General features: G+C 27.7%; 28 protein-coding genes and 1 other annotated feature. Of the genes, 4 read left to right on the plus strand and 24 right to left on the minus strand.

Translation table 11 applies throughout. The annotated features are described in order from the left end of the window. Nucleotides 1-189: 189 nt before the first annotated feature. From GFJ41_RS05645 to GFJ41_RS05675, 7 genes are all read right to left on the minus strand, one after another. Nucleotides 190-2,349 carry a HAMP domain-containing sensor histidine kinase gene (locus GFJ41_RS05645; RefSeq protein ID WP_170074836.1) on the minus strand — a complete coding sequence of 720 codons (2,160 nt, stop codon included), beginning with the start codon at nucleotides 2,347-2,349 and terminating at the stop codon, nucleotides 190-192. Then, on the minus strand, nucleotides 2,324-3,025 hold the full coding sequence (locus GFJ41_RS05650; protein WP_021433324.1) for a response regulator transcription factor: 702 nt from the start codon (nucleotides 3,023-3,025) through the stop codon (nucleotides 2,324-2,326). The genes GFJ41_RS05645 and GFJ41_RS05650 overlap by 26 nt, the downstream gene beginning before the upstream one ends. Before the next feature lie 251 nt (nucleotides 3,026-3,276). Next, nucleotides 3,277-3,990, minus strand: coding sequence for an ion channel (locus GFJ41_RS05655; RefSeq protein ID WP_170074837.1), 714 nt, complete (start codon nucleotides 3,988-3,990; stop codon nucleotides 3,277-3,279). Nucleotides 3,991-4,117: 127 nt separating this feature from the next. Continuing rightward, nucleotides 4,118-4,255, minus strand: coding sequence for a hypothetical protein (locus GFJ41_RS05660; protein WP_170074838.1), 138 nt, complete (start codon nucleotides 4,253-4,255; stop codon nucleotides 4,118-4,120). Between the two features lie 212 nt (nucleotides 4,256-4,467). Further along, the gene (locus tag GFJ41_RS05665) at nucleotides 4,468-4,791 is read right to left on the minus strand and encodes a DUF2325 domain-containing protein (RefSeq protein ID WP_021431074.1); all 324 of its coding nucleotides are present in this window, start codon (nucleotides 4,789-4,791) and stop codon (nucleotides 4,468-4,470) included. A 17-nt stretch (nucleotides 4,792-4,808) separates the two neighbouring features. Further along, complete coding sequence (gene feoB, locus GFJ41_RS05670; RefSeq protein ID WP_170074839.1) at nucleotides 4,809-6,713, minus strand: ferrous iron transport protein B; 1,905 nt, start codon at nucleotides 6,711-6,713, stop codon at nucleotides 4,809-4,811. Nucleotides 6,714-6,733: 20 nt separating this feature from the next. Beyond that, complete coding sequence (locus tag GFJ41_RS05675) at nucleotides 6,734-6,952, minus strand: FeoA family protein (RefSeq protein ID WP_035118509.1); 219 nt, start codon at nucleotides 6,950-6,952, stop codon at nucleotides 6,734-6,736. Between the two features lie 198 nt (nucleotides 6,953-7,150). Here GFJ41_RS05675 and GFJ41_RS05680 point away from each other — a divergent pair, with 198 nt between their 5' ends. Next, the gene (locus GFJ41_RS05680) at nucleotides 7,151-7,498 is read left to right on the plus strand and encodes a hypothetical protein (RefSeq protein WP_170074840.1); all 348 of its coding nucleotides are present in this window, start codon (nucleotides 7,151-7,153) and stop codon (nucleotides 7,496-7,498) included. Nucleotides 7,499-7,580: 82 nt separating this feature from the next. On the opposite strand, the gene GFJ41_RS05685 is transcribed toward GFJ41_RS05680, so the two are convergent. Further along, entirely contained in the window at nucleotides 7,581-8,894 is a 1,314-nt protein-coding gene (locus GFJ41_RS05685; protein ID WP_053832995.1) for a Na+/H+ antiporter NhaC family protein, read from the minus strand. An 83-nt stretch (nucleotides 8,895-8,977) separates the two neighbouring features. Then, nucleotides 8,978-9,230: a binding site (T-box leader), on the minus strand. A 64-nt stretch (nucleotides 9,231-9,294) separates the two neighbouring features. After that, nucleotides 9,295-10,008, minus strand: coding sequence for a M48 family metallopeptidase (locus GFJ41_RS05690; RefSeq protein ID WP_170074841.1), 714 nt, complete (start codon nucleotides 10,006-10,008; stop codon nucleotides 9,295-9,297). A gap of 231 nt (nucleotides 10,009-10,239) precedes the next feature. Between GFJ41_RS05690 and GFJ41_RS05695 the strand changes: the two genes are divergently transcribed. Beyond that, a complete protein-coding gene (locus GFJ41_RS05695; RefSeq protein WP_021433332.1) occupies nucleotides 10,240-10,845 on the plus strand; it encodes a superoxide dismutase in 606 nt (201 codons plus the stop codon). Nucleotides 10,846-10,894: 49 nt separating this feature from the next. On the opposite strand, the gene GFJ41_RS05700 is transcribed toward GFJ41_RS05695, so the two are convergent. The 13 genes from GFJ41_RS05700 to GFJ41_RS05765 form a co-directional block, all read right to left on the minus strand. Further along, complete coding sequence (locus tag GFJ41_RS05700; RefSeq protein WP_170074842.1) at nucleotides 10,895-11,239, minus strand: PqqD family protein; 345 nt, start codon at nucleotides 11,237-11,239, stop codon at nucleotides 10,895-10,897. After that, nucleotides 11,229-13,154 carry an OPT family oligopeptide transporter gene (locus tag GFJ41_RS05705; protein ID WP_170074843.1) on the minus strand — a complete coding sequence of 642 codons (1,926 nt, stop codon included), beginning with the start codon at nucleotides 13,152-13,154 and terminating at the stop codon, nucleotides 11,229-11,231. The genes GFJ41_RS05700 and GFJ41_RS05705 overlap by 11 nt, the downstream gene beginning before the upstream one ends. Before the next feature lie 172 nt (nucleotides 13,155-13,326). Continuing rightward, entirely contained in the window at nucleotides 13,327-13,671 is a 345-nt protein-coding gene (locus tag GFJ41_RS05710; RefSeq protein ID WP_035118497.1) for a PqqD family protein, read from the minus strand. Next, complete coding sequence (locus GFJ41_RS05715; RefSeq protein WP_035118495.1) at nucleotides 13,661-15,583, minus strand: OPT family oligopeptide transporter; 1,923 nt, start codon at nucleotides 15,581-15,583, stop codon at nucleotides 13,661-13,663. Before GFJ41_RS05715 ends, GFJ41_RS05710 begins: the two co-directional genes overlap by 11 nt. Before the next feature lie 291 nt (nucleotides 15,584-15,874). Then, on the minus strand, nucleotides 15,875-17,179 hold the full coding sequence (locus GFJ41_RS05720; RefSeq protein ID WP_170074844.1) for a Na+/H+ antiporter family protein: 1,305 nt from the start codon (nucleotides 17,177-17,179) through the stop codon (nucleotides 15,875-15,877). 212 nt (nucleotides 17,180-17,391) lie between these two features. Next, nucleotides 17,392-17,592, minus strand: coding sequence for a cold-shock protein (locus GFJ41_RS05725; RefSeq protein ID WP_021431086.1), 201 nt, complete (start codon nucleotides 17,590-17,592; stop codon nucleotides 17,392-17,394). Between the two features lie 127 nt (nucleotides 17,593-17,719). Beyond that, on the minus strand, nucleotides 17,720-17,995 hold the full coding sequence (locus GFJ41_RS05730; RefSeq protein ID WP_035118491.1) for a hypothetical protein: 276 nt from the start codon (nucleotides 17,993-17,995) through the stop codon (nucleotides 17,720-17,722). Between the two features lie 104 nt (nucleotides 17,996-18,099). After that, a complete protein-coding gene (locus GFJ41_RS05735; protein WP_170074845.1) occupies nucleotides 18,100-19,194 on the minus strand; it encodes a ComEC/Rec2 family competence protein in 1,095 nt (364 codons plus the stop codon). A 143-nt stretch (nucleotides 19,195-19,337) separates the two neighbouring features. Further along, entirely contained in the window at nucleotides 19,338-19,649 is a 312-nt protein-coding gene (locus GFJ41_RS19820; RefSeq protein ID WP_170074846.1) for a DUF2752 domain-containing protein, read from the minus strand. Continuing rightward, on the minus strand, nucleotides 19,621-20,244 hold the full coding sequence (locus GFJ41_RS18460; protein WP_021433341.1) for a TM2 domain-containing protein: 624 nt from the start codon (nucleotides 20,242-20,244) through the stop codon (nucleotides 19,621-19,623). The genes GFJ41_RS19820 and GFJ41_RS18460 overlap by 29 nt, the downstream gene beginning before the upstream one ends. 86 nt (nucleotides 20,245-20,330) lie before the next feature. Continuing rightward, complete coding sequence (locus GFJ41_RS05755) at nucleotides 20,331-22,313, minus strand: elongation factor G (RefSeq protein WP_170074847.1); 1,983 nt, start codon at nucleotides 22,311-22,313, stop codon at nucleotides 20,331-20,333. A 95-nt stretch (nucleotides 22,314-22,408) separates the two neighbouring features. Further along, nucleotides 22,409-22,579 (minus strand): hypothetical protein, encoded by a 171-nt coding sequence (locus GFJ41_RS05760; protein WP_170074848.1) that lies wholly within the window; start codon nucleotides 22,577-22,579, stop codon nucleotides 22,409-22,411. A 131-nt stretch (nucleotides 22,580-22,710) separates the two neighbouring features. Further along, nucleotides 22,711-24,048 carry a DUF389 domain-containing protein gene (locus GFJ41_RS05765; RefSeq protein WP_035118485.1) on the minus strand — a complete coding sequence of 446 codons (1,338 nt, stop codon included), beginning with the start codon at nucleotides 24,046-24,048 and terminating at the stop codon, nucleotides 22,711-22,713. Between the two features lie 165 nt (nucleotides 24,049-24,213). Here GFJ41_RS05765 and GFJ41_RS05770 point away from each other — a divergent pair, with 165 nt between their 5' ends. Next, a complete protein-coding gene (locus tag GFJ41_RS05770; protein WP_035118483.1) occupies nucleotides 24,214-24,489 on the plus strand; it encodes a hypothetical protein in 276 nt (91 codons plus the stop codon). Between the two features lie 56 nt (nucleotides 24,490-24,545). On the opposite strand, the gene GFJ41_RS05775 is transcribed toward GFJ41_RS05770, so the two are convergent. Then, nucleotides 24,546-25,388 (minus strand): DegV family protein, encoded by an 843-nt coding sequence (locus GFJ41_RS05775; protein WP_035118481.1) that lies wholly within the window; start codon nucleotides 25,386-25,388, stop codon nucleotides 24,546-24,548. 161 nt (nucleotides 25,389-25,549) lie between these two features. On the opposite strand from GFJ41_RS05775, the gene GFJ41_RS05780 reads away from it, so the two are divergent. After that, on the plus strand, nucleotides 25,550-25,732 hold the full coding sequence (locus tag GFJ41_RS05780) for a hypothetical protein (RefSeq protein WP_035118480.1): 183 nt from the start codon (nucleotides 25,550-25,552) through the stop codon (nucleotides 25,730-25,732). 58 nt (nucleotides 25,733-25,790) lie between these two features. Here GFJ41_RS05780 and tyrS read toward each other — a convergent pair whose 3' ends face one another. Then, nucleotides 25,791-26,999, minus strand: coding sequence for a tyrosine--tRNA ligase (gene tyrS, locus GFJ41_RS05785; protein ID WP_170074849.1), 1,209 nt, complete (start codon nucleotides 26,997-26,999; stop codon nucleotides 25,791-25,793). Nucleotide 27,000: the final 1 nt, after the last annotated feature.

Genomic DNA, 27,000 nt, shown 5'->3' on the forward strand with positions numbered 1-27,000 from the left:
TCTTTTTTCTTACCTTTAACCCTTTGATATTACTATACTTTAATCTCTTTTTAAAAATTATTTTTTAAAATAAATTTTTTTATATATTTTTAAAATTCATTTTAAAAATATATAAGTTTAATAATTTAAGAGCTGTAAATCATGCTTACTCTTTAAACATAATTTACAGCTCTATACCAAATTTCACTTCTATTTTTTTAAAGTTATAACTACCTTAAATAAATCTCCATCAGTACTAACATTAAATGTTCCACCTTGAAGCTCAATAAAGCTCTTTGCGATGGCAAGCCCTAACCCACTACCTTCTGTGTTCCTAGATTTATCTCCCCTTACAAACCTTTCAACTAAATCTTCTACATCAAAATCAATCTCTTCAGCTGTCATATTTCTAAAGCTTATTTTTACAAATTCAGATTCACTTATTATATCAATATACACTCTAGAATACTCCATTGCATATTTACTTATATTTATTAACAGATTTTCAAATACTCTAAATGTTCTTTGACTATCTAATTTCAATATTAATTTTTCTTCTGGAAAATTGGTTCTTATTTTTAAATTTGAAGCTTTTATTTTATCATCTACTTCAACTAATGTCTGTTTCATTAAAGACACTACATCTACATCTATAATATTTAAATGTACATTACCGCTATTGACTTTGCTAACCTCAAATAAATCTTCTATCAACACTCTTAATCTTTCAGATTTTCTGTCTAATGTGTCTATATAAATTTTTCGTTTTTCTTCAGTTAAATTTTCATCTTTTAATAAATCAACATAAGTTATTATGGATGTTAACGGAGTTTTCAAATCATGACTTACATTAGAAATTAACTCTGTCTTCATTTTCTGACTTTTAACTTCTTCATCTACAGCTTTTTTAAACCCTATTTGAATATTGTCTATCTCATTTTTTAATACATTAAAAGTTCCTAAATCATCATTTAATTTTGTACCTAAGTTTCCATTTGCTATCTCTTTAGTTATATTTAGTAATTTATTGTAATCCCTATTTATAGAAAGATACTTCTTCTTTATAATAAAGTATAAAACTAAAGTATATATAGGAACTAATATTAATCCAAAAAGCCAAGTACATGATATCAAGCTTACTACAATTAAATTAAGAATTAACATAGATACTATTTTCTTTTTATTGTTTCTTCCTAACTCTATGTCAAACATCCATTTTTTTGTTTTTCTTAATTTTTTATTTATATATTTTGTACCTTTATAAATCAACGAATGGTCTTTTAAGTATGTTGTATGTCTAGTTTTTATAATGTGTTTTAATAAAATTACTCCTGTAAACATTACTGTAAATAAAACTACCCAGTAAGTCAGGTTAATTAAATAATTAATTATATTATTCATATCTATTGTAAATTGTAATTGAGTAAAACTTATTATTGCTTTATTCATAACTGTTTTTATTATAAGTAAATCAGAAGCCAAGTAGGCGTAAACAAATGATAAGTAAATTAAAAATGCCACTACTTCTACTGGTATTTTTGTTATTTTTTCAAATATTTTTAACTCTTTAATTTCCTTATACGGAATAATCATTGCAACCAAAATAACAAATACAATTCCTATATTTATAAAAATTCTAGAAGCCATAGTATAAGAATGCTCTTGTTCCATATTTATTTCATGTGATATGTTATCTACATATTTTAAATCTTTAGGTACTCCATATACAAACTTCATATTTTTTATAGGTTTCAATCCATAAATATCTTCTCCTAAATATACAGATGGTTTTTTATTTTGATTTAAATTCGATTCAATAGTTCTTTCATCTGCTCCATGTAGTTTGCTAATCCTCATATTTCCTTTATCATCAAAGTCAATAGATATATAAAACTGATATTTATCTCTTAAATTTTCTTGTGTACTTTTTTCATTACTATCTAGTAAATCTAAATTCCCGCTTGGACTTTTTTTAGTTAAATTTTTAGACTTATCTACAACATAATAGTCTAAATTTTTTAAATTTGTATTTAAGTTTTGAGCGAAATCATTTATCTCATTACCAAAACTATCTCTTATTTCCTTTGTATATTCATCATTAGTATCTACACCCGGCTTTAACTCTAACATAAGATCTGCAGGACTAGTTTTTTCATTATTTTCATCATAAATTTTATAGTAAAGTCCATATGTAGAGTCTATTAATTTGCTTGTGAAATCCCCATTATCTTCATATATATTATATCCAAAATGATTACTATACTTTTTTATACTTTGATAAGACAATACCATTCCTATTGACGCTATTAGTATTGTCATTACTATTATTAATTTTACATACAGTTTATTGTTTTTCAATTTTGTATCCAACGCCCCACACCACCTTCAAATATTTTGGATTTTTAGGGTTCATTTCTATTTTTTCTCTTATATTCCTTACATGAACCATTATTGTATCTGTATTCACAGCTCTTTCTTTCCATACTTTCTCATATATTTCATCTGCTGAAAATACCCTCCCTGGGTTTTTCATAAGTAAAGTAAGTATTTTAAACTCTATAGGAGTTGTTTTTACAAAGTTTCCATCAACACAAACTTCCTTTGTATTTATATTAAGTTCTAAACCACCTATAGTATGTATGTTTTCATTTGGTATATTTTTTTCAACTAAATTTAAAAACTTTCTGTACCTTCTAAGTTGAGAATTCACTCTAGCTAAAAGCTCTAAAGGTTTAAAAGGTTTTTCAATATAGTCATCAGCTCCTATATTTAATCCTGTTATTTTATCAATTTCTTCAGATTTTGCAGATAACATTATAACTGGAAAATCATGATTTTCTCTTAATTTCATGGTAAACTCGATTCCGTCCATTTTAGGCATCATTATGTCTACTATACTTAAATGAATAGTTTCTTTTTCTAATATACATAATCCTTCAACCCCATTATTTGCAATAAATACATTATATCCTTGATTGTTTAAATAAGCTTTTACTGCATAAGCTATATCTTGTTCATCTTCTACAACTAAAATATTAAAATTCATTTTTTCTACCCCACTTTATTATTTTTCTATATATATAATATCATAAGGCATTTTTAAATTTAACCAACTTCTTAAAACCTCCTTCTTTATCTTTATTGTACTTATATAATAACTTTTATTTTTTAAGATAATCAGTATATAAATCTAAAGATTTTCTAAAGGTTTAATTTAGCTTTATTAAAAATAAATAAGGAAGTAAAAATATATAAATTTATATATTTTTACTTCCTTATTTATTTAGTGTTGCGTATTTAATCTCTAGAACTAATTAATGTGAATATGCTTGGAACAAAAATACACATTAATAGATATGAAACAAACATTTCACTCGCAACTATAATTTTTAATCCAGAACCTAATATACTAACTTCATCATATCCTATTGTAAAAATCATAACACTACTAAAATATAAATAGTCAATTTTACTTTTCACCCTACTTCCATTACTTAAAAATAATCCATTACTTTCATTTATATCTATAAAAGTATAATAGTTATTATAATCCTCAAATAAATTAGCATAAAAAATTGTACTACTCAACAAAACCAATGTTATTATTCCAAAAACAATTACAGATGACTTTAAAGCATTATAATCTTTTGGAATTCTAAATACCCAAATGATAGTTATAATAGTCCAAAGTATTATTATAGTGGATAAAATAAAAAAATATATTACACCTAAAATTACTCCTCCATAACTTGTAGTCCACTTACCTAAAGTAAATCCCATTTTAGTAAATACATTTATGTTTATATATAGCCCTATATAACCTAATATCAAAATTGGTATTTGAACTTTTCTAACATTCCTTTTTTTCTTTACTACATAAACTTTTTTCACAAAATAAATTGCATATATCATTAGCAGCAGCAATCCACATAAATTTATTAAATAATTTTCAGTTAAACAAATCATAATTGTGCTAATTAATAACAGTATTAACTCTATAATCATTGTCATCTTATTATTTCTCCTGCCTAAAATAGATTTTTAAGATTAGTTTGCTCCATTGATTAAATAATATAATAAAAAAAGCTGAAACCAATTAAACTAAGTTTCAGCTTTAATATGTATATATTTTTTCTAATTAAAAAATATTTATAAGTTCATCTCCCCAATGAACAACTCCATGAAATCCAGTTTTATCTATTTTTATCCCAATACCAAGTATTGCGTATATTAGCACAAATATTATTATACCTATAACTAATTTCTTCTTATTCATAAAACCATCTCCCTAATTAAAATATATAAAAACAATCTATATTTTCCCTAATTTATAGATTTATTTATAATTATATTTTATATAATATACCAATAATTGGAAAAAAGATAGTATTTTTTCTAACTTTATCTCAATTTGTTAACTTATTAAATTTCATATTAAATATATGGTTTTTGTAATTATAGCCAAAAATAAAAAGCTAGTCATATTGACTAGCTTCTACATTTTAATTTACATTGACTACAATCTCCGATACATTTATCAATATCTTTTATACAGTCATAAAAAGCTTCTTTACTACTGTTTTTAACTTTTATAACAGGTATTTTTTTTCTTTTAGCATCTCTTATTGCAAGTTCTGCCATACTGTGAGATATTGTTGACATTAATAAAACTATAGCATCTGGATTCCCAATTCTTTTTTTAAGACCAGATGGCATTTTTGTATATATTTTCGTATTATAACCTTTTTCACGTAAAAGACTTTTATAATCTTTCTCCATACATTCATGTCCACCTAAAACTAGCACACTCATAAGTTCACCTTCTTCCTTTATTGAATAACAGCTTTTAGCTTAGATTTTACATCTACTTCTTTATTTAAATTTGTTTTTTGTAGTTTTTTAAATATAATCATTCCTATTGCAAATATAATTATAGTTCCTATAATTAGTGCCATTATATTTTCAATAACAAATCCTGTAGTGATTAATGTACCTATTTGATATACATAAAATGCTCCTACCCATGCAATAAAGAATTGATATAAAAATGATACTAAAGTCATCTTAGTCCCATACTCTTTTTGCATAGTTGCAAGTGCTGCTATACAAGGAGTATAAAGTGCACTAAATACTAAAAATCCATATGCAGTTACAGTTGTAAACATTGTAGGAAGAACCATATTTAGATCTCCATATAAAATTTCCATTGTAGCAACAACTATTTCTTTAGCTGAAAGTCCAGTTAATATAGAAACTCCTGCTCTCCAATCTCCAAACCCAAGCGGTGCAAATATAGGCGCTACCAATCCTCCAAGAGTTGCTAGAAAACTTTCATTTATTTCAGATGTAAATCCACTAAAATTAAATGATGATAATGCCCATATAACAATAGACATTGCAAACATTATAGTACACACTCTTACTAAAAATCCTTTTGATTTATTCCAAGTATTTTTAAGTAACTGGCTAACTGTAGGCATAGAATACTTCGGAAGTTCTATTATAAATGGTGAAGTTGAGTATGAGTTTTGACTTCTAGTTATAAATAAAGCTACAAAGATAGCTACTATTATTCCTATTAAATATAGAGATGTTGTAACTAAAGCTGCATTTTTAGGGAAAAATATAGAAACAAACATTGCATATATAGGCAACTTCGCTCCGCAAGTCATTAATGGAGCTATAAGAGCAGTTATTTTTCTATCTTGTTCACTATCTAATGTTCTCGTTGCCATTATAGCTGGTGAAGAACATCCAAGCCCCATAACCATAGGAATAAACGTTTTTCCTGACAGTCCAACTTTTGCCATAACTTTATCCATTAAAAATGCTATTCTTGACATATACCCACTATCTTCAAGTAGTGTTATGCCTAAGAATAGTACAAATATTAATGGGAAAAATGGTAGTGCTCCACCAAGCCCACCTATAATTCCATCTACTATTAAAGAATAAAACCACGGACTTGTATTTGCCATCAGCTCACTTACAGGTCCTTGTATGTACGTTTCTATTGCTCCTGCTGAAAATTCTTGTAATGGTCCTCCTACCCAATCAAAAGTAAATTTAAATAAGGTATATAATAGTCCTATAAATATTGGATATGCCAGTATAGGATTTAAAACTATGTCATCAATTTTATCACTTAAATTTTTCTTATTGTCATTTTCAGTTCTTATACATTTACTTAGCGATTTTTCTAATTCTTTATAGGTCTTATATTCTTCATTTGGATATTCTTTATATATAACTAACGATTTAGAACTCTCTAAAATGACTTTTTCAAGAATATCACCATTAACTTTTTTCTTTGCTATCATAGGAACTATCTTTACTCCAAGTTCTTTTTCAAGCTTTTCATGATCAATTTTTATGCCCTTTGAATTTGCCATATCTACCATATTTAAAATTATTACTATGGGCTTATTGTATTTCATAAGCTGAGTTGTTAAGTATAGGTTTCTTGATAAATTAGCTGCATCAACTACATTTACTATTACATCAACATTTTCTTCATCTAAGTAGTTTTTAGATATTTTTTCTTCATTAGAAAAAGTATCCATTGCATAAATTCCTGGTAAATCTACAATATTTATATTTTTTCCAAAATGCCCTTCTCTTTTTTCTATCGTAACTCCCGGCCAATTCCCAACTTTTTGACTAAGACCAGTTATTGCATTAAATACAGTCGTTTTCCCAACATTAGGATTACCAACCAATGCTACATTAATCATAATTAAATCCCCCTGTAATGCTATTTTATTTTTATATATTCAGCTTCTCTTTTTCTTAAAGCTATATCAAATCCCCTAAAATTCACTATAATTGGATCTCCTAACGGAGCTACTTTTTTCACAGTAATTTTAGTCCCTTCTATGCAGCCTAAAGCTAATAGCCTTTTAGTAAAATCATTTTCACCAAATACATAATCGACTATTGCGCTATTTCCTATTGAAAGTTTATTTACACTCACGAAACCATCCCCTTTTTAAGATTATTTTTCATCTATTTTCACATTTCATTTGAAAACAATTATCACACATTTAAATAATACCACTCTTGATAATGATTTTCAATAACTTTTAATATTTTTTTAATTTACTTGTTAGCTTGTATATACATTCATGCTATAATATTATTATAATTTTACATTTTAGAAAGGAAATTTTTTATGCATACAGCAGATACAAAAGTTGAATTAGATTTAGCTTTAAAGAATAGAGAAAACAAAATTACTGTAACTGATAAAAGAATTGTAAAAGGATTAAAAGTTCTTGATAACGTAAATATAAAAGATTCTGATAGAAATAGATGTAAATACAGCTTAAGAAATAAAAGTGCTGATTCAGCCTTTATGGGCTCTATAGGATTTGCCCCTATGATTGCTGGCATGGCTAATATTTCATTTTTACAAGGAATGGGTGTTATTTCAAGTGTCGGACTTCATGAAACTTTAGTTATATTTGCTGATTATAATATTAAATTCAAAAATGATACCATTATATTAACTAAAATATAATTTTTATAATGAAAATTAAAAAGAAGTTAGCACAATATAAGTAATTTTATGTGCTAACTTCTTTTTATAATTTTATTCTAATTTATATATTTTCTTTTAAGCTACTTTTTTTCACTACAACTTGTGAAAAAGTAATTGCTGCTATTCCACAAATAAACATTAATCCTGGATAATAAAGATATTTTATTATTTCAACTGGTGATATTCCAGCTATCCCTGCTGCCGTTAACAGCTGAGCTCCATAAGGTATTACACCTTGCCAGCATGATGAAAATATATCTAATATACTAGCTGTTTTTCTTGGATCAATATCATATTTTTCAGCTATATCCTTTGCTAGAGGTCCTGCTGTTACAATTGCTATTGTGTTATTAGCAGTACATAAGTCTATAACGCTTACTAATGCTGCTATTCCAAACTCTGCACCTTTCTTACTTTTTATTTTGCTAGTTATGAAATGTAGTATATAATCAATTCCCCCATTAAACTTAATTAATGATACAACTCCTCCAACTACAATTACTAATAAACTTAGTTCATACATTCCACCTAAGCCTTCCGATATAGCACCTATAAACCCTAAAATATCAAATGAATTAGAAAATATTCCCACAGCTCCTGCAAATAATATTCCACTTCCAAGCAAAACAAATACATTTACACCTATTAAAGCTCCTGCTAAAACTAATATATAAGGTAAAACTTTTATAATATCATACTCATAAGATTGAGTTGCTACATTCCCATATCCAAGTGTTACTACTGTTAAAATTATAGCTGTTGCAATAGCTGCTGGTAATACTATTAAAAAGTTCATTTTAAATTTATCTTTTAACTCACATCCCTGTGTTCTTACAGCTGCTATCGTTGTATCTGATATCATCGATAGATTATCTCCAAACATAGCACCTCCAACAACTGCCCCTATTACTAACGGAACTGGAATGCCAGTTTTTTGAGCTACGCCTAGAGCAATCGGTGCTAATGCAGCTATAGTCCCAACTGATGTTCCCATAGATATTGATATAAAGCATCCTATAATAAATAATCCTGCTACTAAAAGATTTGATGGTAATATTGATAAACTTAAATTTACAGTTGAGTCAACCCCACCCATAGCCTTTGCTACACTTGAAAAAGCTCCAGCTAATAAAAATATAATAACCATTAATATAATATTTGTATCTCCTGCACCTTTACAAAATACATTCATCTTAGTTTCTAAATTTTCTTTTTTATTAAATAATAAAGCTATACCTCCTGCTATTAAGAAAGCTACTAATGCTGGCATCTTATAAAAATCCCCAGTTATAATTCCACTTCCTACAAACAATACTAAAAATACACCTAATGGTAATAAAGCTAATGGATTACCTCTTTTTACTTCTTTTTTCATTGTTTAATCTCCCTTCATTTTTTATTGTTTTAACATAACCTCAATTTTGGGAATAAAAAAACTCCCGACCCTAAGAACTTAATCTTAGGAACGAGAGTTGAATTCGTGTTACCATCCTAATTTATTTGTATTTCGCAATACAAACCTCATCAAGTACGCCAAAATTTTGGTTATACTCTATCACTGTAACGGGTGAACCCGTTGTAGCCTAAATCATAAAGATCTCGGTACACAGCTCCAAGGCCATTTTCACTTTAATATCCTTTGCTTTTTCTCACCAACAAAAGCTCTCTGTAAAAGTATTCTTAAAGTTACTTTCCTTTTCTTCGCCTTTAATTTTATTTATATTTTACATATTATACACTTTATTATACTTTGTCAACTGTTTTTATAGAATTTTCTAAAAATTCATTCGCACCCCATTATTTTTTAGCCATTTAACTCTTTCCTTATAATCCGGTAAAATTCTTTCCACAGCTAAATAAAAGTCCTTAGAATGGTTTCTATGCTCCATATGGCACATTTCATGTACAACTATATAATCAATTATTTGTATAGGCATCATTGAACATCTTAAATTAAATAGTATTTCATTTTTATAAGTACAACTAGCCCATCTTGACTTCTGATCTTTAATTTTTATAGAGGTTACTGTATCTCCAAAAAAGAGCTTATAGTAGTTTATTCTTTCTTTAGTAATACCTAAGGTTTCATCAGTATACCAATTTCTTAAAGCACGTTGTATAACATCTTTATTATTGGAGTTGGATCTAACTATTAATTTATTATTTTCTAAACTAACACTAGTTCCAATTGTGGTTTTATCTACCAAAACTTCTAATATGTACTCATTACCTAAATATAAAAATATATCTCCACTTTCATAACTTCTTGTATATCGATTATTATTTAGAACTTCAATTTCGTCTAATTTTTTTATTATCCAATCAGATTTATTTTTTACTTTATCAACTATAAAGGTTTTGTCCAAACCATTAGGCGCAATTACATTAATAATACCATCTCTTTTAATTTCTAGGCTCATAGTTTTCCTTTTTCTATAAATTATATTAAATCTTATTTCTCTATTTTTATGCATGAATGTCACTTCCATAACTTATCTCCTGACAACTATTTTTTAATTGTTACCAATTATTAATTCTAAAAATATAATTTTCTAATTTGTTTAATTTAATAATATAATTACATAAATATTATAAAAAGTAAAATTTTAATATTGGCAAAACTTATTTTCAAAAATGATAATGGTTATTTTTATTAAATTAGTTTATATATTGAATTTAAGGGAATATATATATTATACTAATAAAAAGGGGTGTTTTAAATGTATGATAAAATAGAGTTAGGATATAAATTTAATGAATTAGAACCATATATAGATGCTAAAACTGTAGAAATACACTATGGTAAACATCTACAAACTTATGTAAATAATTTAAATAATCTTTTAAAAGGTTATGAAGATATTTTTGATGGAAAAAGTTTAGAGGAATTACTAAAAAATGTGTCTGACTTACCAGAAGAAATTAGACAAGGAGTTATAAACCAAGGTGGTGGGGTTTATAATCACAACTTATATTTTTCAATTCTATCTCCCAAAGCTTCTCTAGTTCCAGAAGGTAACTTACTAGAAAAAATAAACCAAACTTTTGGAAATGTTGACAATTTAAAGGATGAATTAAGTAAAAAAGCTATAGCACAATTTGGATCAGGTTATGCGTCTTTACTTATGGATAGAAATAAAAATTTATTTATAAAATCTACATCAAACCAAGACACAAACCTTCAAGATGGTTTAGTCCCTATACTTACAATTGATGTTTGGGAGCATGCTTATTATCTAAAATATCAAAATCTTAGAGCTGACTATGTAAATAACATATGGAATATAATAGATTGGAAAAAAGTTTCAAATCTTTACAATTCATAATATAAAAAGAGGATATCTTAATAGTAAATATTAAGATATCCTCTTCTTTTTAATCAATTTTTTCAATGTAATGACAGTTAACATCAATGTGATTTAAAAATAAAAGCAATCTTTCATACAGAGGATGTGATTCTCCTCCATATTTTTCTTCTAATTTTATTCCTAATTCTTTTACATTTTTTTTACCATCAATTTGTAAAAATATAAAACTGCCATATTCATCTAATTCCATCTTTTTATACATAGGAATTTTAAATTTTAATTTTCTAAAAAAGTTTTGAACCTTATGATCTTGTTTTTCAAGTATAGTAACTATCCCCTCTGAACTTACTTCATATTCAATATTCTCACTTTTTTTAAAAACTAAATTTAAAACTTCTTCATTATTTTTCATTATTTTTTACCTTAGATGTTATTATTGGCCATGCAGTAAGTCCTACTAATACTATTAAAAGTATTATTGCCATCATATTTCCAGATGCAAATCCACTTGGTCCTGCACTCTTTATAACACCTGATACTTGTAGTATTATACCTATTAGACCTATTATAGATCCTCCTGCTACAAGTCCTGATGATAAACTTATACCATTTGAAACTTTACCTTCTTTTTCTTGTTCAGATTTAGAAGTTTTTTCAACAAATACACGGATTAAAGCTCCTATTAATATTATAGAAGTTGTTGCTATTGGTAAGTAGAATCCTATTGCAACTGTCATTATTGGTAAATCCAAGAAATATAAAACTATTGCCATAAACACTCCAACAATTATCATAACCCAAGGTAATTGCCCTGACATTATTCCTGATGTAAGTGTTGATATTAAGTTTGCTTGAGGTAATGCAAATGGAGGATTATCCCCTGTAACTACAAGTTGGTTAGAAAGTAATATTGTTGTACCAACAACAACTATTACACCTACTATACCTGCTATTGCAAAATATTTTTGCATTTCACTTTTATTACCACCTATTATGTAAGTAACTTTTTGAGATTGGTTATATCCTCCAGCTACTGATATAGACACAACTATAAATGTACCAAATAATAATAATGATTTATTATCTGCTTGTCCACTCCATCCCATTATAACGAATACTAATGTTGCTATAACTAAAGATGCTATTGTCATACCAGATACTGGTAAGTTTGATGTTCCTATTGTTCCTGTTAAACGTCCTGCAACTATAACAAATAATGCAGCTAAAACTATTGAAACTATTGCTCCAACAATTGCCATTACTACGCTTCCTGAAACTAAAAATGCTCCTATAACTGCAACTACTATTCCACCTAATAATATCATTGTTTGAAGAGTAGTACTTCCTTCTCCATCAGTTGATGAAGATTTAGCATTCATTGTTTCTTTAACAGATGCTATTATAGTTGGTATAAGTTTTATTGCTCCTATTATACCTCCGCAAAGCATCATACCAGCTCCTATGTATTTTACATAGTTACCAGCTATATCATTTACACCCATTTGATTTATAGGCATTGAAGGATCGTTCCATACTTTAGCTCCTTCTCCTGCTAAATCAGTGAAGTATCCTATTAAAGGCATTATTCCAAAGTGAGATAATAAAGATCCTGCAAACATAGTTAATGCAACTTCAAGACCTACTATAAATCCTATACCTAAAAGTAGTGGGTTAACCTCTACTTCAAATTTACACTTATAAAACTTATCACCTATAAAACTTATTACATTGTTAGCTACATTTAAGAATGATCCTGTTAATACTGTTATAATACCACTTATTCCAAATCCAATTCCCATGTATTTCATTGAGTCTCCACCTGCATCTGATGCTACAAGTGTCTCGCATATAGCCATTGATTCTGGATACATAAGCTTTCCATGTTCTTCAATTATTAAATAATTGTAAACAAGTGATGAAACTCCTATACCAAATAGAACTCCACCTACTCCTACAACAAATCCTTCTAAAAATGTCACTTGGCTACCTATTAATAAAATAGCAGGTAGTACAAATATCATACCACTAGCAACTGATTCTCCACCACTTGCCATACCTTGTACTATATTCTTCCCTAGAATACCTTTTCCTTTAGCGAAAGCTGCTATAAATGCTGACCCTATTATAGATCCAGGTATACCAGCTGCAACTGTAAGTCCTGCTTTCATACCTGAGTATGCTGTAGACGCTGCAAAAACTACTGCTAAAACAATACCAATTATAAGTACTGCCATATTTGCACCTGTTTTAGACTTGTCTGTTACATAGGGTACATAATCTTTACCTGATACGCCCCCGTAAGCCTCTTTAGGTAATTTTTTACTCATTAAATTTCACCATCCTTTTGTTTGATTAAACTCATTATACCACAATATTTTGAAATCTAACTTTTTTAGAATTTTAACTTTATTAAAACTATTCAAATTCGACATTTTTTTTAGATTTTTCTGTTTTTTGCAAAAAAATAGAGTTAACTATTTAGTTAACTCTATTACTTATTTATTGTACTTTTTCAATGTAATGACAATTTACTTCAATGTGATTTAGAAATAAAAGTAGTCGTTCATAAAGAGGATGTGATTCTTCTCCATATTTTGACTCTAAAATCTCACCTAACTCTTTAACATTTTTATTTCCATCAACTTGCAAGAATATAAAACTACCATATTCATCAAGTTCTATATTTTTATACATAGGAATTTTAAATCTTAATTTTCTAAAAACTCTTTGAATCTTATGATCTTGTTTTTCTTGTATAATCACTATGCCACTTTCATTTACTTTGTACTCTATATTTTCATTTTTTTTAAAGACTAAATTTAAAACATCTTCATTATTTTTCATTATTCTTAACCTTAGATGATACAATCGGCAATGCAGTACATACTACTAATACTACTAGTAATATTATTGCCATCATATTTCCAGCTGCGAATCCACTTGGACCTGCACTCTTTATAACACCTGTTACTTGTAATATTATACCTATTAATCCTATTATAGATCCTCCTGCTACAAGTCCTGATGATAAACTTATACCATTTGAAACTTTACCTTCTTTTTCTTGTTCAGATTTAGAAGTTTTTTCAACGAATACACGGATTAATGCTCCTACTAATATTATAGAAGTTGTTGCTATTGGTAAGTAGAATCCTATTGCAACTGTCATTATTGGTAATCCTAAGAAGTATAAAACTATTGCCATGAATACTCCAACGATTATCATAACCCAAGGTAATTGCCCTGACATTATTCCTGAAGTAAGTGTTGACATTAAGTTTGCTTGAGGTAATGCAAACGGAGGGTTATCTCCTGTTATTGTAAGTTGGTTTGAAAGTAATAATATTGTTCCAACAACAACTATTACACCTACTATACCAGCTATTGTAAAGTATTTTTGCATTTCACTCTTGCTTCCACCTATGATGTAAGTAACCTTTTGAGATTGGCTATATCCACCAGCTATAGCTATAGCAACTACTATAAATGTACCAAATAATAATAATGATTTATTATCTGCTTGACCTTTCCATCCCATTATAACAAACACTAAAGTTAATATAACTAAAGATGCTATTGTCATACCAGATACTGGTAAGTTTGATGTTCCTATTGTTCCTGTTAAACGTCCTGCAACTATAACGAATAATCCAGCTAATAATACTGACGCTATAGCTCCAACTATTGCCATTGTTACACTTCCAGATATAATGAATCCTGCTACAAATGCTATTACTATTCCACCTAATAATATTATAGTTTGAAGAGCCGAGCTTCCTTCTCCATCATTAGATGATTTAGCTTTCATAGTTTCTTGAACTGATGCTATTATAGTTGGTATAAGTTTTACTGCTCCTATTATACCTCCACAAAGCATCATACCAGCTCCTATGTATTTTACATAGTTACCACCGATATCATTTACACCCATTTGACTTATAGCCATTGAAGAGTTATTCCAAACATTTGCTCCTGGCCCTGCCATTTCAGTAAAGTAAGATATTAATGGTGTTATCCCAAAGTTTGCTAATATAGAACCAGCAAACATTGTTAAAGATACTTCAAGTCCTACTATAAACCCTATACCTAAAAGTAATGGGTTAACTTCAACTTCGAACTTATATTTATAGAATTTATTTCCTATAAAGCTTATTACATTATTTGTTACATTTAAGAATGACCCTGTTAATACTGTTATAATACCACTTATTCCAAATCCAATTCCCATGTACTTCATTGAGTCTCCACCTGCATCTGATGCTACAAGTGTCTCACATATAGCCATTGACTCTGGGTACATAAGCTTACCATGTTCTTCTATTATTAAATAATTATAAACAAGTGATGAAACTCCTATACCAAATAGAACTCCACCTACTCCCACTGCTAAACCTTCTAGGAAGCTAACTTGGCTACCTATTAGTAATATAGCTGGTAAAACGAAAATCATACCACTAGCAACTGATTCCCCACCACTTGCCATACCTTGTACTATGTTTTTCCCTAGAATACCTTTTCCACTAGCAAATGCTGCAATAAATGCTGATCCTATTATAGACCCCGGTATACCAGCTGCAACTGTAAGTCCTGCCTTCATACCTGAATATGCTGTAGATGCTGCGAATATAGTTGCTAAAAGAATACCTATAATTAATACAGCAACGTTTGCACCTGTTTTTGATTTGTCTGTTATGTAAGGTACATATTCTTTTCCATGTATCCCTCCATATGCTTCTTTAGACAATTTTTTGCTCATTTATTTCACCTTCCTTTTTTTAACTAAATCGATTATATCATATTTTTACAAAATTCGCTCAATTTTTTAAATTTTAAATAGTATTTTTTGTTAAATTTTTTTAACATATCTTTAAATTGTGAAACTTCAATAAAATCAAACGAAATTTTATTTTCTAATATGATCATCTTTTGCTATTAAATTTAAATTATTATTTATATAATAATTTGCACTTTAATTGCTATTTTATACATTATTTGTATAAATCTTAAATTTGCATTAAAAAAACTAGTCATATGACTAGTTTTTTAATTATAATATCATTGCTCCTATTAATCCAAATATCAATAGTGGTATATTATAATGCAAAAATGTAGGAACACAAGTATCCCAAATATGATCATGCTGTTTATCTACATTAAGACCTGCTGTAGGTCCTAGTGTACTGTCTGATGCTGGCGATCCTGCATCTCCCAAAGCTCCAGCAACTCCTATTAATAAAATTATAGCTGGAATACTAAATCCTAAACTAAGACCTAATGGACAATAAATAGCTGCTATTATCGGTAAAGTTCCAAATGAACTTCCTATTCCCATAGTTACTAGTAGTCCTACTAAAAGCATAATTAAAGCTCCTATGAACTTGCTATTTCCAACTATTCCAGATACAGATGCTACTAATGCCTCCACTTGCCCTGTTTCTCTAAGAACACTTGCATACCCTGCTGCTACAAGCATTATAAATGCTATAAGGCCCATCATTTTTATTCCACCATCAACTAACTCATCTATTTCACTAAATTTAATAGCTTTAGTAACAAATAATACTATTATAGCGCACAACCCTCCAAGTGGTAGTGATCCAGTTAGAATTTGAACTACAAATGCAGTTATAGCCCCCAAAAGTGCACACCAGTGTTTAGTTGTCATTTTTTCGTCAATTTGATTTTCTTCTAACCCTTCAATTTTCACATCTTTATAATCTCTAGGTTTTCTATATGTTATAAATACAGCTACTAGCAAACCTAAAATCATACCAATCGCAGGTATCCACATTACGCCTGTAACCATATTAGTAGTTGTATCTATTCCATTGGCTATCATTTGATCTCTTATAATATTTTGGAAAATCAACCCAAAGCCAACTGGTATTGCAATGTACGGTGTTTTAAGACCAAATGTTAGTGCACATGCAACTGCCCTTCTATCAATTTTTAATTTATTCATAAGTGATAATAATGATGGTATTAATATTGGTATAAATGCTATATGAACTGGAATAAGATTTTGAGAAAAACATGATATGAATGCTATTAATAAGATTAGTGTAATTTTTTTGTCCTTAACTACCTGAGATATTTTTTTTGCTAGAATTGATGCTAGTCCTGTTTTGCTTACAGCTACAGCCAAAGCTCCTAATAATATGTAACTTAATGCAGTTTCTGCATTTCCACCCATTCCACCTACTAAAGTAGTCATGGTGTCACTTAAAGACATCCCAGAAAAAACCCCAGCAACTATGGCTGCTACAATAATTGATAAAAAAACATTAAACTTAAACAAACAAAGTACAATCATCACAGCAATAGAAATTACTACTGGATTAAAAAGCTCCATATAAAAATCCCCCTTTATTAAGTTAAAATCTTTTATATATTAAAATTTTTCAGAATTTAACCTTTGAAATAATTATATGCTAATTTGTTATGTTTTTGTTAAGTTTTTGTAAACAAAAAAATTTCTTAAGATTACATATATTTTAAAATTATTTTAATTATTGACAAAAAAAATTCTCTCATATGAGAGAATTTTTTTTAGACAATCTATAATTATAATATAGTTATGTTTTCTGCTTGAGGACCTCTAGCACCTTCAACTATATTAAAGCTTACTTTTTGACCTTCTTCTAAAGTTTTGAATCCGTCTCTTTGTATAGCTGAGAAATGAGCGAATACATCATCTCCACCTTCTACAGATATAAATCCAAATCCTTTTTCACTATTAAACCATTTTACTATTCCATTAGTCATTGAAATGTTCTCCTAAATACCTACATGAAGTTTTTAACTCCATTTATTTAAATCAGTAATTCTTTAATCACTGTACTACTTATTATATCACTTATTTTAAAAATGTATACACTTTTTTAAAATTTTTTTAATTTCTATAATTTAAAAGTTTTATATTTATACTATCTGATATACATTGATCTTCTCCTATATTGTCAAAGAACTCTTGTATATCCTCATATTCTGTATCTTCATTAATAACTAATTTATACTCACTATCATCTTCAAATCCAAAAACTATAGCATTACTTTCTTCACAAAACCATAAAAGATCTTCTGTTATATGACAAAGACCTATAAAATCAACTTTGTGAGCTTCTCCTTGTTGTCTAAATTCAAATTTTAATTCTGTTATATCAATCATATTTCCTCCTGATGCTAGCCCTAGCGTCTAAATATATATTTAATTTTTTTCTTAATATAATATATCAATAATAACTAAATACTTCAATTATTATTTCATATTAATTAGTGACAAGAATCACATGAATCAAGTTTTCCCGACTCTTTTATCGTTCCTGAAAGTATGTTTTTGCTTCTACTCAAGTTTTTACATTTATTAGTTGTGTGATATGACTTACCATTTGGTGTCCAATATACTTTTTCTTCTTTTAAATTACTGCTATTTATATTTCCTGGGTTATTATTTGAGTACCCCTTATCACTTCCACTTTTATAGCTACCTTTTGCACAATCAATTTTTAATCCATCTCCAGTAGATATAACAACTATATTCCCACACTCATCACTTCGATGTACTTCAATATTTTCTTGTTTTAACTTCTCCATAGTTTCTTTATGTGGATGTCCATATTTATTATCCTTACCTACCATTATAACTGCATATTCTGGTGATATCTTATCTAAAAAAGATTTGCTTGTGCTACTATGAGAACCGTGATGCCCCACTTTTAACAAATCTACATCTTCAGTATTTATTTTTGATTCTATTTCAGATTCCGCATCTCCCATTAATAATATTTTATCATTTCCATTTATATATTCAAGAACTATAGAATTGTTATTTGGATCGTCTGTATTTGCAACTGATAAAACTTTAAACTTTGACGTTCCTAAATCAAACTCGCTATTTAATAAAGGTACACTAGGATATAGTCCTTTGTTTGCAATAGCTTCTATAAAATCCCTATATGTTTTTGTATTTGCATCTCCATTACTTACATAAACATTTTTTACTGGTATTGAGTTTATAACTGCATCAAGTCCTCCAATATGATCTGCATGAGGATGTGTAGCAAATACATATTCAAGTTCTTTTATTCCTGATTTTTTCAGATATTCTACAACTCTTCCTTCATCATCATTATCTCCACCATCTATAAGTGATGATTTATCTCCTTGTTTTATAAGTATAGCATCACTATTTCCAGTATCTATAAAGTGTATTTCCGATTGTGATTTATTATCTGATTCATAAGACTTTACCTGTGTTTCACTTTTAACTTCCTTTAAATTCTCACTTTTACATCCTGATGTAAATATAATTGCAATAAATAAAATAATAAATATTGTTATTTTTTGTATTTTTTTATATCTTTTCATACGTTCTCCTTTTTTTATAAGTTTCACTGTATAATATTGTAACATATCGATTCAATTTAACAATACAAATTCAACTCACCTAAATTAAGTATACATTTTAATAAATCACATAAAAAAAGTATGTAGTTATTAACTACATACTTTTACTTTTTATTCAAATTTTTAAATTCACACTTTAATATATTCAATATATCTTTTAAAATCAAATATACTGGGATAATAACCAAAATAATCATATGATTGTAATTTATAGCTTTTTTTATATTTAATCTTGATAAGTTAAAAAAAGCTCTAGTCATTCCACATCCAAAACATTTTAATTCAAATAAATTATACCATAAACAAAAACTTCTACTTTCTATATAGCTAATTGGAATTAAGTATATTATTGTAATTATAAAAATGTATACTAAAAGTCTAATTATTTTACCATTGAAGTGGTTCGCCATTCTCATCTGTTATTTTATCTATTATTATAAAAATCAAATCCACAATTACCCAAATCCCACTAATTATAGTAGTTATTCCACACGTTACAATCCCGCCTAAAGTTAATGCTAGTAAAATAAATCCTTCAGTATTATCTCCTACATAGAACCTGTGTATTCCCATAGTTCCAAATAATATACATAAAATTACAGCCATTAATTTACTCTTTGTTCCTTTTGTATTGGCTACTGAAAATCTTTTTTTGAGTTCTACTCCACAGTGAACACATATGTCTGCCTTTTCATCAGTTTCTTTCCCACATGCATAACAATATGAATTTCCTCCACCCCTTTTTACTCCACATTTAGTACAAATAGATGACTCATAATCCATTTCATTTGCACAGTTTCTACAATATATTTTTCGATTAGTACAATCCTTAATTTTAGGTATATAAGGCTTATTCAATTCATTTCCACAACTTATACAAAACTTTGAATCTTCATTTACTTCATTTCCACAAAACTTACAAAATTTATTTCCTTTACCTATAGAAACTCCACAATCTACACATATACTAGCATTTTCTTTTAGTTCATTTCCACAGTTCTTACAATACAATAATAATCCCCCCCTAATATTTAAGCTTTAAAACTTCTATATTATATTGATTACTATCATATTATATTCTTGTAAAAAAATCTTTTTTATAGACAATGCATAAATGCCTTCGCATCTTTTCCTTTTATCGTATAACTTTCTCCCTTTGAACAAAATATAGAATTCGACGTATATTCAATATCACTATCTTTGTCATATCCTTTATTGTAAATTACTTCACTTTCATTATGACATACATCATATCCATCAAATATAAATACAATACTTCCACTACCTTTGCTAAAACTAATGATTTCTATCGGATAATCCATTAACGTGGCAACAGGCCCTCTACCTTCTATTGTACAAATACCTTCACTTATTATAGGGTTATTAAATTCGCCATTCATTTTTTGTATATCTGAAATTACCCTACCTATATATTCATGACCTACTTCTATTTTAAATTTATAAAAAGGCTCTAATATTTTATTTTCAACTTGTTCTAGCCCTTGCCTTAATGCTCTTAAAGTAGCTTGTCTAAAGTCACCTCCACTAGTGTGTTTGTTATGAGCTCTTCCAGTAATCAAAGTAACTTCAATATCTGTTATAGGATAACCACCTAAAATTCCATTATGTTCTTTTTCAAATATATGTGTTTTAACTAGGTTTTGATGCCCTTGATTTAAATTATCTGGATGTGCAATACTTTTAAAGTTAATTCCACTATTTCGCATTCCAGGTTCTATGATTAATTGTACTTCAGCATAATGCCCTAACGGCTCGAAATGCCCATATCCTACTGTTTTTTCTTTTACAGTTTCTTTATATAATATCTCACTTTTTCCAAAATCAATATTTAAACCAAATCTACTTTTTAAAATTTCCTTTAGAACCTCTAATTGTATTTTCCCCATTATATTTACTTGTATTTCTTTTAAATTTTCATTCCATAATATATTCAAAGAAGGTTCTTCATTCTGTAAAATTTGAAAAATACTCAAAACTTCTTTTACATTTAAACTTTTATCAAATATAACTTTTGAAGTTAATGTAGGTACCATATCTAATTCACAATCGACTTCATAAAAATTACTAGAAAAATTTTTATACAAAACAGTTCCTGGATTTGCCTCACTTAAACCCTCAACTCCAAAAATTTGACCTGCTTCAACTTTATTAATACTTTCAAACTTATTAGAACTATATATTCTAATGCTATTAATTTTTTCAGTATCTATATCATCACCTACAATATATGAGACTTCATCTTTTACTTTCATTTTACCTCTAATAGCTTTTACATACGTTATTCTATTTCTACTCTCATCATACTTTACTTTATAAACTTTCCCTATAAAATCTTCATCATTTTTGTATTCCGTATAAGTTAATAAATCAAGCTTTTCTAAAAATTCCTGTATTCCTATATCATGAAGGGCAGAACCTCTCAACATAGGGTATATCTCACACTTTTTTATTTTTTCTTTCAACTTATATATCCATATTTTTTCATCATAATCATCATTTAAATATCTTTCAATTAGTTCTTCATCACTTTCAGCTATAAATTCAATTAACTCTTCACTTAGTGTTATATCGCTTCCATCTATATTTAATTTATCACTTAAATCCACAGTATTTTCAGTTAGTTTTGATTTAATATCACTTAATAAAAGTTCTGCATCAATACCACTTCTATCAATTTTATTTATAAATAAAAAAGTAGGAACTCTATGTTTTTTCAATAGCCTAAATACAGTTTTAGTGTGTACTTGAACTTTTTCTACAGCACTTATTATTACAACTGCATAATCCATTATCCTTATAGATCTTTCCATCTCTGGAGAAAAATCTATATGACCTGGAGTATCTATTAAATTATAACTTGATCCATTATAATAAAATTTGCCTTGTTCAGAAAATATAGTTATACCTCTTTGTTTTTCTATTTCATGATTATCTAAAAAAGTGTTTTTATCATCCACTCTTCCTCTATTTTTAATTGATTTTGTGTGATATAAAACTTGCTCACAAAATGTAGTTTTACCTGCATCTACATGAGCTAGTACGCCTATAGTTTTTTTCATTTATTCCTCCTAAGAACAATAATTTTTATATTAAAGTAAAAAAGGCTCTTCAAAAATATTTTTATAACTATTTTGAAGTAGCCTTTTTAAATAAATTATTTTATTTTTGATGAAATACATTTACCTCCGCATTCTAAACAAATACAATCAGGTTCTTTATTCTGTGTAATTTGTATAGATATAGATCTACATTTATTACATTTTAATTTATAAACGCTACCACTTTTTAAAAGTGGATCAACTAAGCTTTCTTGATTTTCACTCATTTTACCCCAACTCCCAAAATATATTTTACTTTTCTAACTATAGCATATTTCTATATATCTCTCTATAATAAAACAAACATATATTTTAAAAATCATCTACAATTAGTATTTATTGCTTGTTATTGTTAAAATTATCTATTAATTTCATTATCTGTTTTTGCATCCTCTTGATTACGTTGTTCTACATAGACTTTTACATTCTGTTGACCTGTTCTTGCTTCAAACCATTTTTCAATATTATCTATTTTATTTGATAAATTTTCATCACTACTATATATTACCAAGGTAGGAATCTCTTTAGATTTATCCGTTTCACCAATTAAATAACCTGAATATACTTCATTTATTTGAGGATATATAGCCTTTAACTCTTTTGAAATTTCACTTGTACCCATTTCAGATTCCTTAATTTGTTTTTCTACTTCATTTTTACTTTTAGACTGATTGTCTATTATAAAATCACTACTTTTGTTTTTAATTTCATTTATGTATTTGTCAATATCTGAAATTTTACTTTCATCTTGTTGTACAACTAATTTTTTATCTTCAAATCCATAATCACTTAAACTTTGTTGTAATTCTTTTAAATGATTATTAGAGATTCTTTCCCCTACTACAACTAATGTAATTGTATCATTTTTTTCACTTATTTTTTTACTTACAACATATTGATTTCCTAATTCTTCTCTTATAAATTTATCTAAATTACTTTCATCTAGAGTTTCTTTTATCATACTAACTGCAGAAAACATACTTGGAATTATAACAATTATAGATGCTATGATTATAAATTTTTTAACTTTTCTTTCTTTTATATTGCATATGTTTATTCTTGTTGGAATATTTAATGCTTTCGTAACTATTACAGTTGCTATTGTTATAAAAAATCCATTTATAAAAAATAAATACCCAGCTCCAAAAAACATTCCATATTGTTTTGTAGCTAGTCCATATCCAGCTGTACAAAGTGGAGGCATAAGCGCAGTTGCTATTGCAACTCCAGGTATAACATTACTTGCCTTATTACGAGTTATACCTATCATCCCTGCTATTCCACCTACAAAAGCTATTATAACATCCCAAATAGTAGGACTAGTCCTTGATAATATTTCACTTCCGGCTGTTGTTATTGGCGTAATTGAAAAATAAAGTGTAGATGTTACTATACTTATTACAATTGAAATTATTAAAATTTTGAAAGCTTCTCTTAAAAGCTTCACATTATATGTACCTACACCATACCCTATTCCTATAATTGAACCCATTAGTGGAGAGATTAACATTGCCCCTATAATAACTGCAGTAGCATTCATATTCAGCCCAACAGATGCTATTATTATTGCACAAATTAAAATTATAAAATTTGCTCCATGCACATTCATTCCCTCTAATATATTTTCATGTATTTCTTCATGAGTAGCTTGATTCCTTGTAAATTCATATATGAATTTCTCTTTATTTATTTTCATTGAATTGCCTCCTACAAAGTATATATATAATTATGTCACTTAACCTCGTTTTTAATTTACTACAATAGGAAAATTTATACAAGTTTATGCCTTAATGTTGTAATTTTTAGTAAATAGTTATATAAATCAAAAACCTTGTTAATACTAGTAGTCGGAGGTAATTTTATGGAAGAATTTATGAATTTTTTAGATAGTAATTTATACCTTAATGGTTTTAAAATGATTCAACTAAGTAGCAATAAAATTCTTATATTTAAATCTTTTAGTAAATATTCTAAATGTATTTATATAGATATTATCGACGATATAATACAAGTAAAAATAGATAAAATTTTTGATGTCTATGGATTTTATAATGGAATTGAACGTTTAATGATTCCTAGAAATTCTTTTAACGATATGAAAAGTTCGTTAAACTATATTCAAAAAAATTGCAGATAAAAAAAGACCTCTTAATTTAGGGGTCTTTTTCTTTATTATTATAATATTATAATTCCTTATTTTAAACATGCTATTCCTAAAACGCTAGGTCCTGAATGACAAGAAACACAAGCTCCTATTCTGAAAGGATATACATTTCTTGGCTCTAACTCTTCTTTTACTTTTTCCATAAATTTCTTATGTTCGTTTACATCATCACCATATCCAACATAGACATCTTTGTCTGAAAAATCTTCACCAATTTCTGATCTAAGTTGTTCTATCAATGAAGGTATTATTTTCTTGCTACCTCTTACTTGAGTCTTTTGCTTAACTAAACCATCTTCTATTTTTAATATTGGTTTTATATTAAGTAAAGTTCCTATAGCAGCTTTAGTTCCTGATATTCTTCCACCTTTTTGTAGGTAGTCTAATGAATCAACAGAGAAAAATACATTTACCTTTTCCTTTTCTTCTTCTAATTTATTCATTATTTGTTCTATATCATATCCTTCAGTTGCCATTTTAGCAGCTTCACCTATTAAAATTCCACCGCCTATAGAAAGTCCATATGTATCAAATATATAAACCTCTCCCTCAATATCATTTTTAGCTATCATAGCTGATTGATATGTTCCAGATGCAGCAGATGAACCCGCTAAGTATAAAACTTTCTTACCTTCATTTATGTACTTTTCAAAAGTTTCTTTAAATGTAGCATATGTAATTTGAGATGTAGATGGTATATTCTCACTACTTCTTAGTAATTTGTAAAATTCATCTTCACCTATGTCTACTCCTGCTTTATACTCTTTTCCTTCAAATATTATAGTTGTTGGCAGTACCTCTATATCGTATGTTCTCATTATATTCTCGGGTACATCATTCATTGTATCACATAGTATTTTTATATTACTCATTATATAAACTCCCTTTGTAAAAAGTAACTTAATTTCATTCTAAAATAATTATACATGTATATGAGTTTAATATCAAACTTTATTAATATTTTAATGTGTATTATTTTACAGTTATAACTTACTAATTCTGTGGAAATCTATTTAAGAAAGGATGTGTTTATATGAGTCATAAATTCAAAAAAGGTGAATACGAAAAAGCTGTTGAGCATGCTAAATCATTACTTGAAAATAACGTTGGGATGTCAGATATCCTAGCTAAGACAAATTTATGTGAAGATGATGTTAAGAAAATAATAGAAAAAAGACAAGCTGAATTAAATGATAAGCATCCAGATTTCCATTAGATAATTTATGGACTTTCTAAGTTTTTAGAAAGTCCATAAATTTTTAATAATTTTGAAATTATTGTTTTAGGCATATTTTAATAAATTTTTTCTTTCCTACTTGAACTATCATAGTTTCATTTATATTTATATTCTTTATATCATCTAGTTTTTCATTATTAACTTTAACCCCGCCTTGTGTTATAAGTCTTCTAACTTCACTTTTACTGCTTACTAATTTATTTTTAACTAGCTCATCTATCAAATCAAATTTAGATTTTAATACCGCTATAGTTTTTATATCATTAGGTATTTGGCCTTTTTGAAAAACTTCTTTAAATCTATTTTCAGCCTCAATAGCTTTTTCTTCTTCATGGTATAGTTTAACTATTTCTTTAGCTAGGTTCATTTTTATATCCCTAGGATTTACTCTATTTTCTTCTAGGTCTAACTTAATCTTATCTACTATATCAGGATGAATATCTGTTACTAATTCAAAGTATTTTATTATAAGTTCATCAGGTATAGTCATAGCTTTTTCATACATTACATTAGCTTGTTCATCTATTCCAATGTAATTTCCTAAACTTTTACTCATTTTATCTTTACCATCTAATCCTTCAAGTAGTGGCATAAATATAGTTACTTGAGGTTCTTGATTAAATTCTTTTTGTAATGATCTTCCCATTAATACATTAAATCTTTGATCAGTTCCTCCTAATTCTATATCCGCTTTTATCTCCACTGAATCAAATCCTTGCATTAGAGGGTAGAAAAATTCATGTAGAGATATTGGAGTTTGACTTTCATATCTTTTTTTAAAGTCTTCTCTTTCAAGCATTCTAGCTACTGTAGTAGTAGCGGCTAAACTTATAGCTTCCTCAAAACTTAACTTTGATAACCACTTACTATTAAAAACAATTTCTGTTTTTTCTTTATCTAGCACTTTTAAAATTTGCTCTTCATACGTCTTAGCATTTTCTAATACTTGTTCTGTACTAAGAGCCTTTCTAGCCTTAGATTTTCCTGTAGGATCTCCTATTTTACCTGTAAAATCTCCTATAATTATAATTACTTTATGACCTAGGTCCTGTAACTGTTTCATCTTTCTCAGTACAACAGTGTGTCCTAAGTGTATATCCGGTGCACTAGGGTCTAATCCTAGTTTAACCACCATAGGTTTATTTTCTTTTTGAGATTTTTCTAATTTATTTTTAAGGTCTTCTATTCCTATTATTTCATCTACACCTTTAGATATTATTCTTATTTGTTCATCTATACTTTTCATA

It is taken from the genome of Paraclostridium dentum (assembly GCF_012922555.1).
Classification (GTDB): domain Bacteria; phylum Bacillota; class Clostridia; order Peptostreptococcales; family Peptostreptococcaceae; genus Paraclostridium; species Paraclostridium dentum.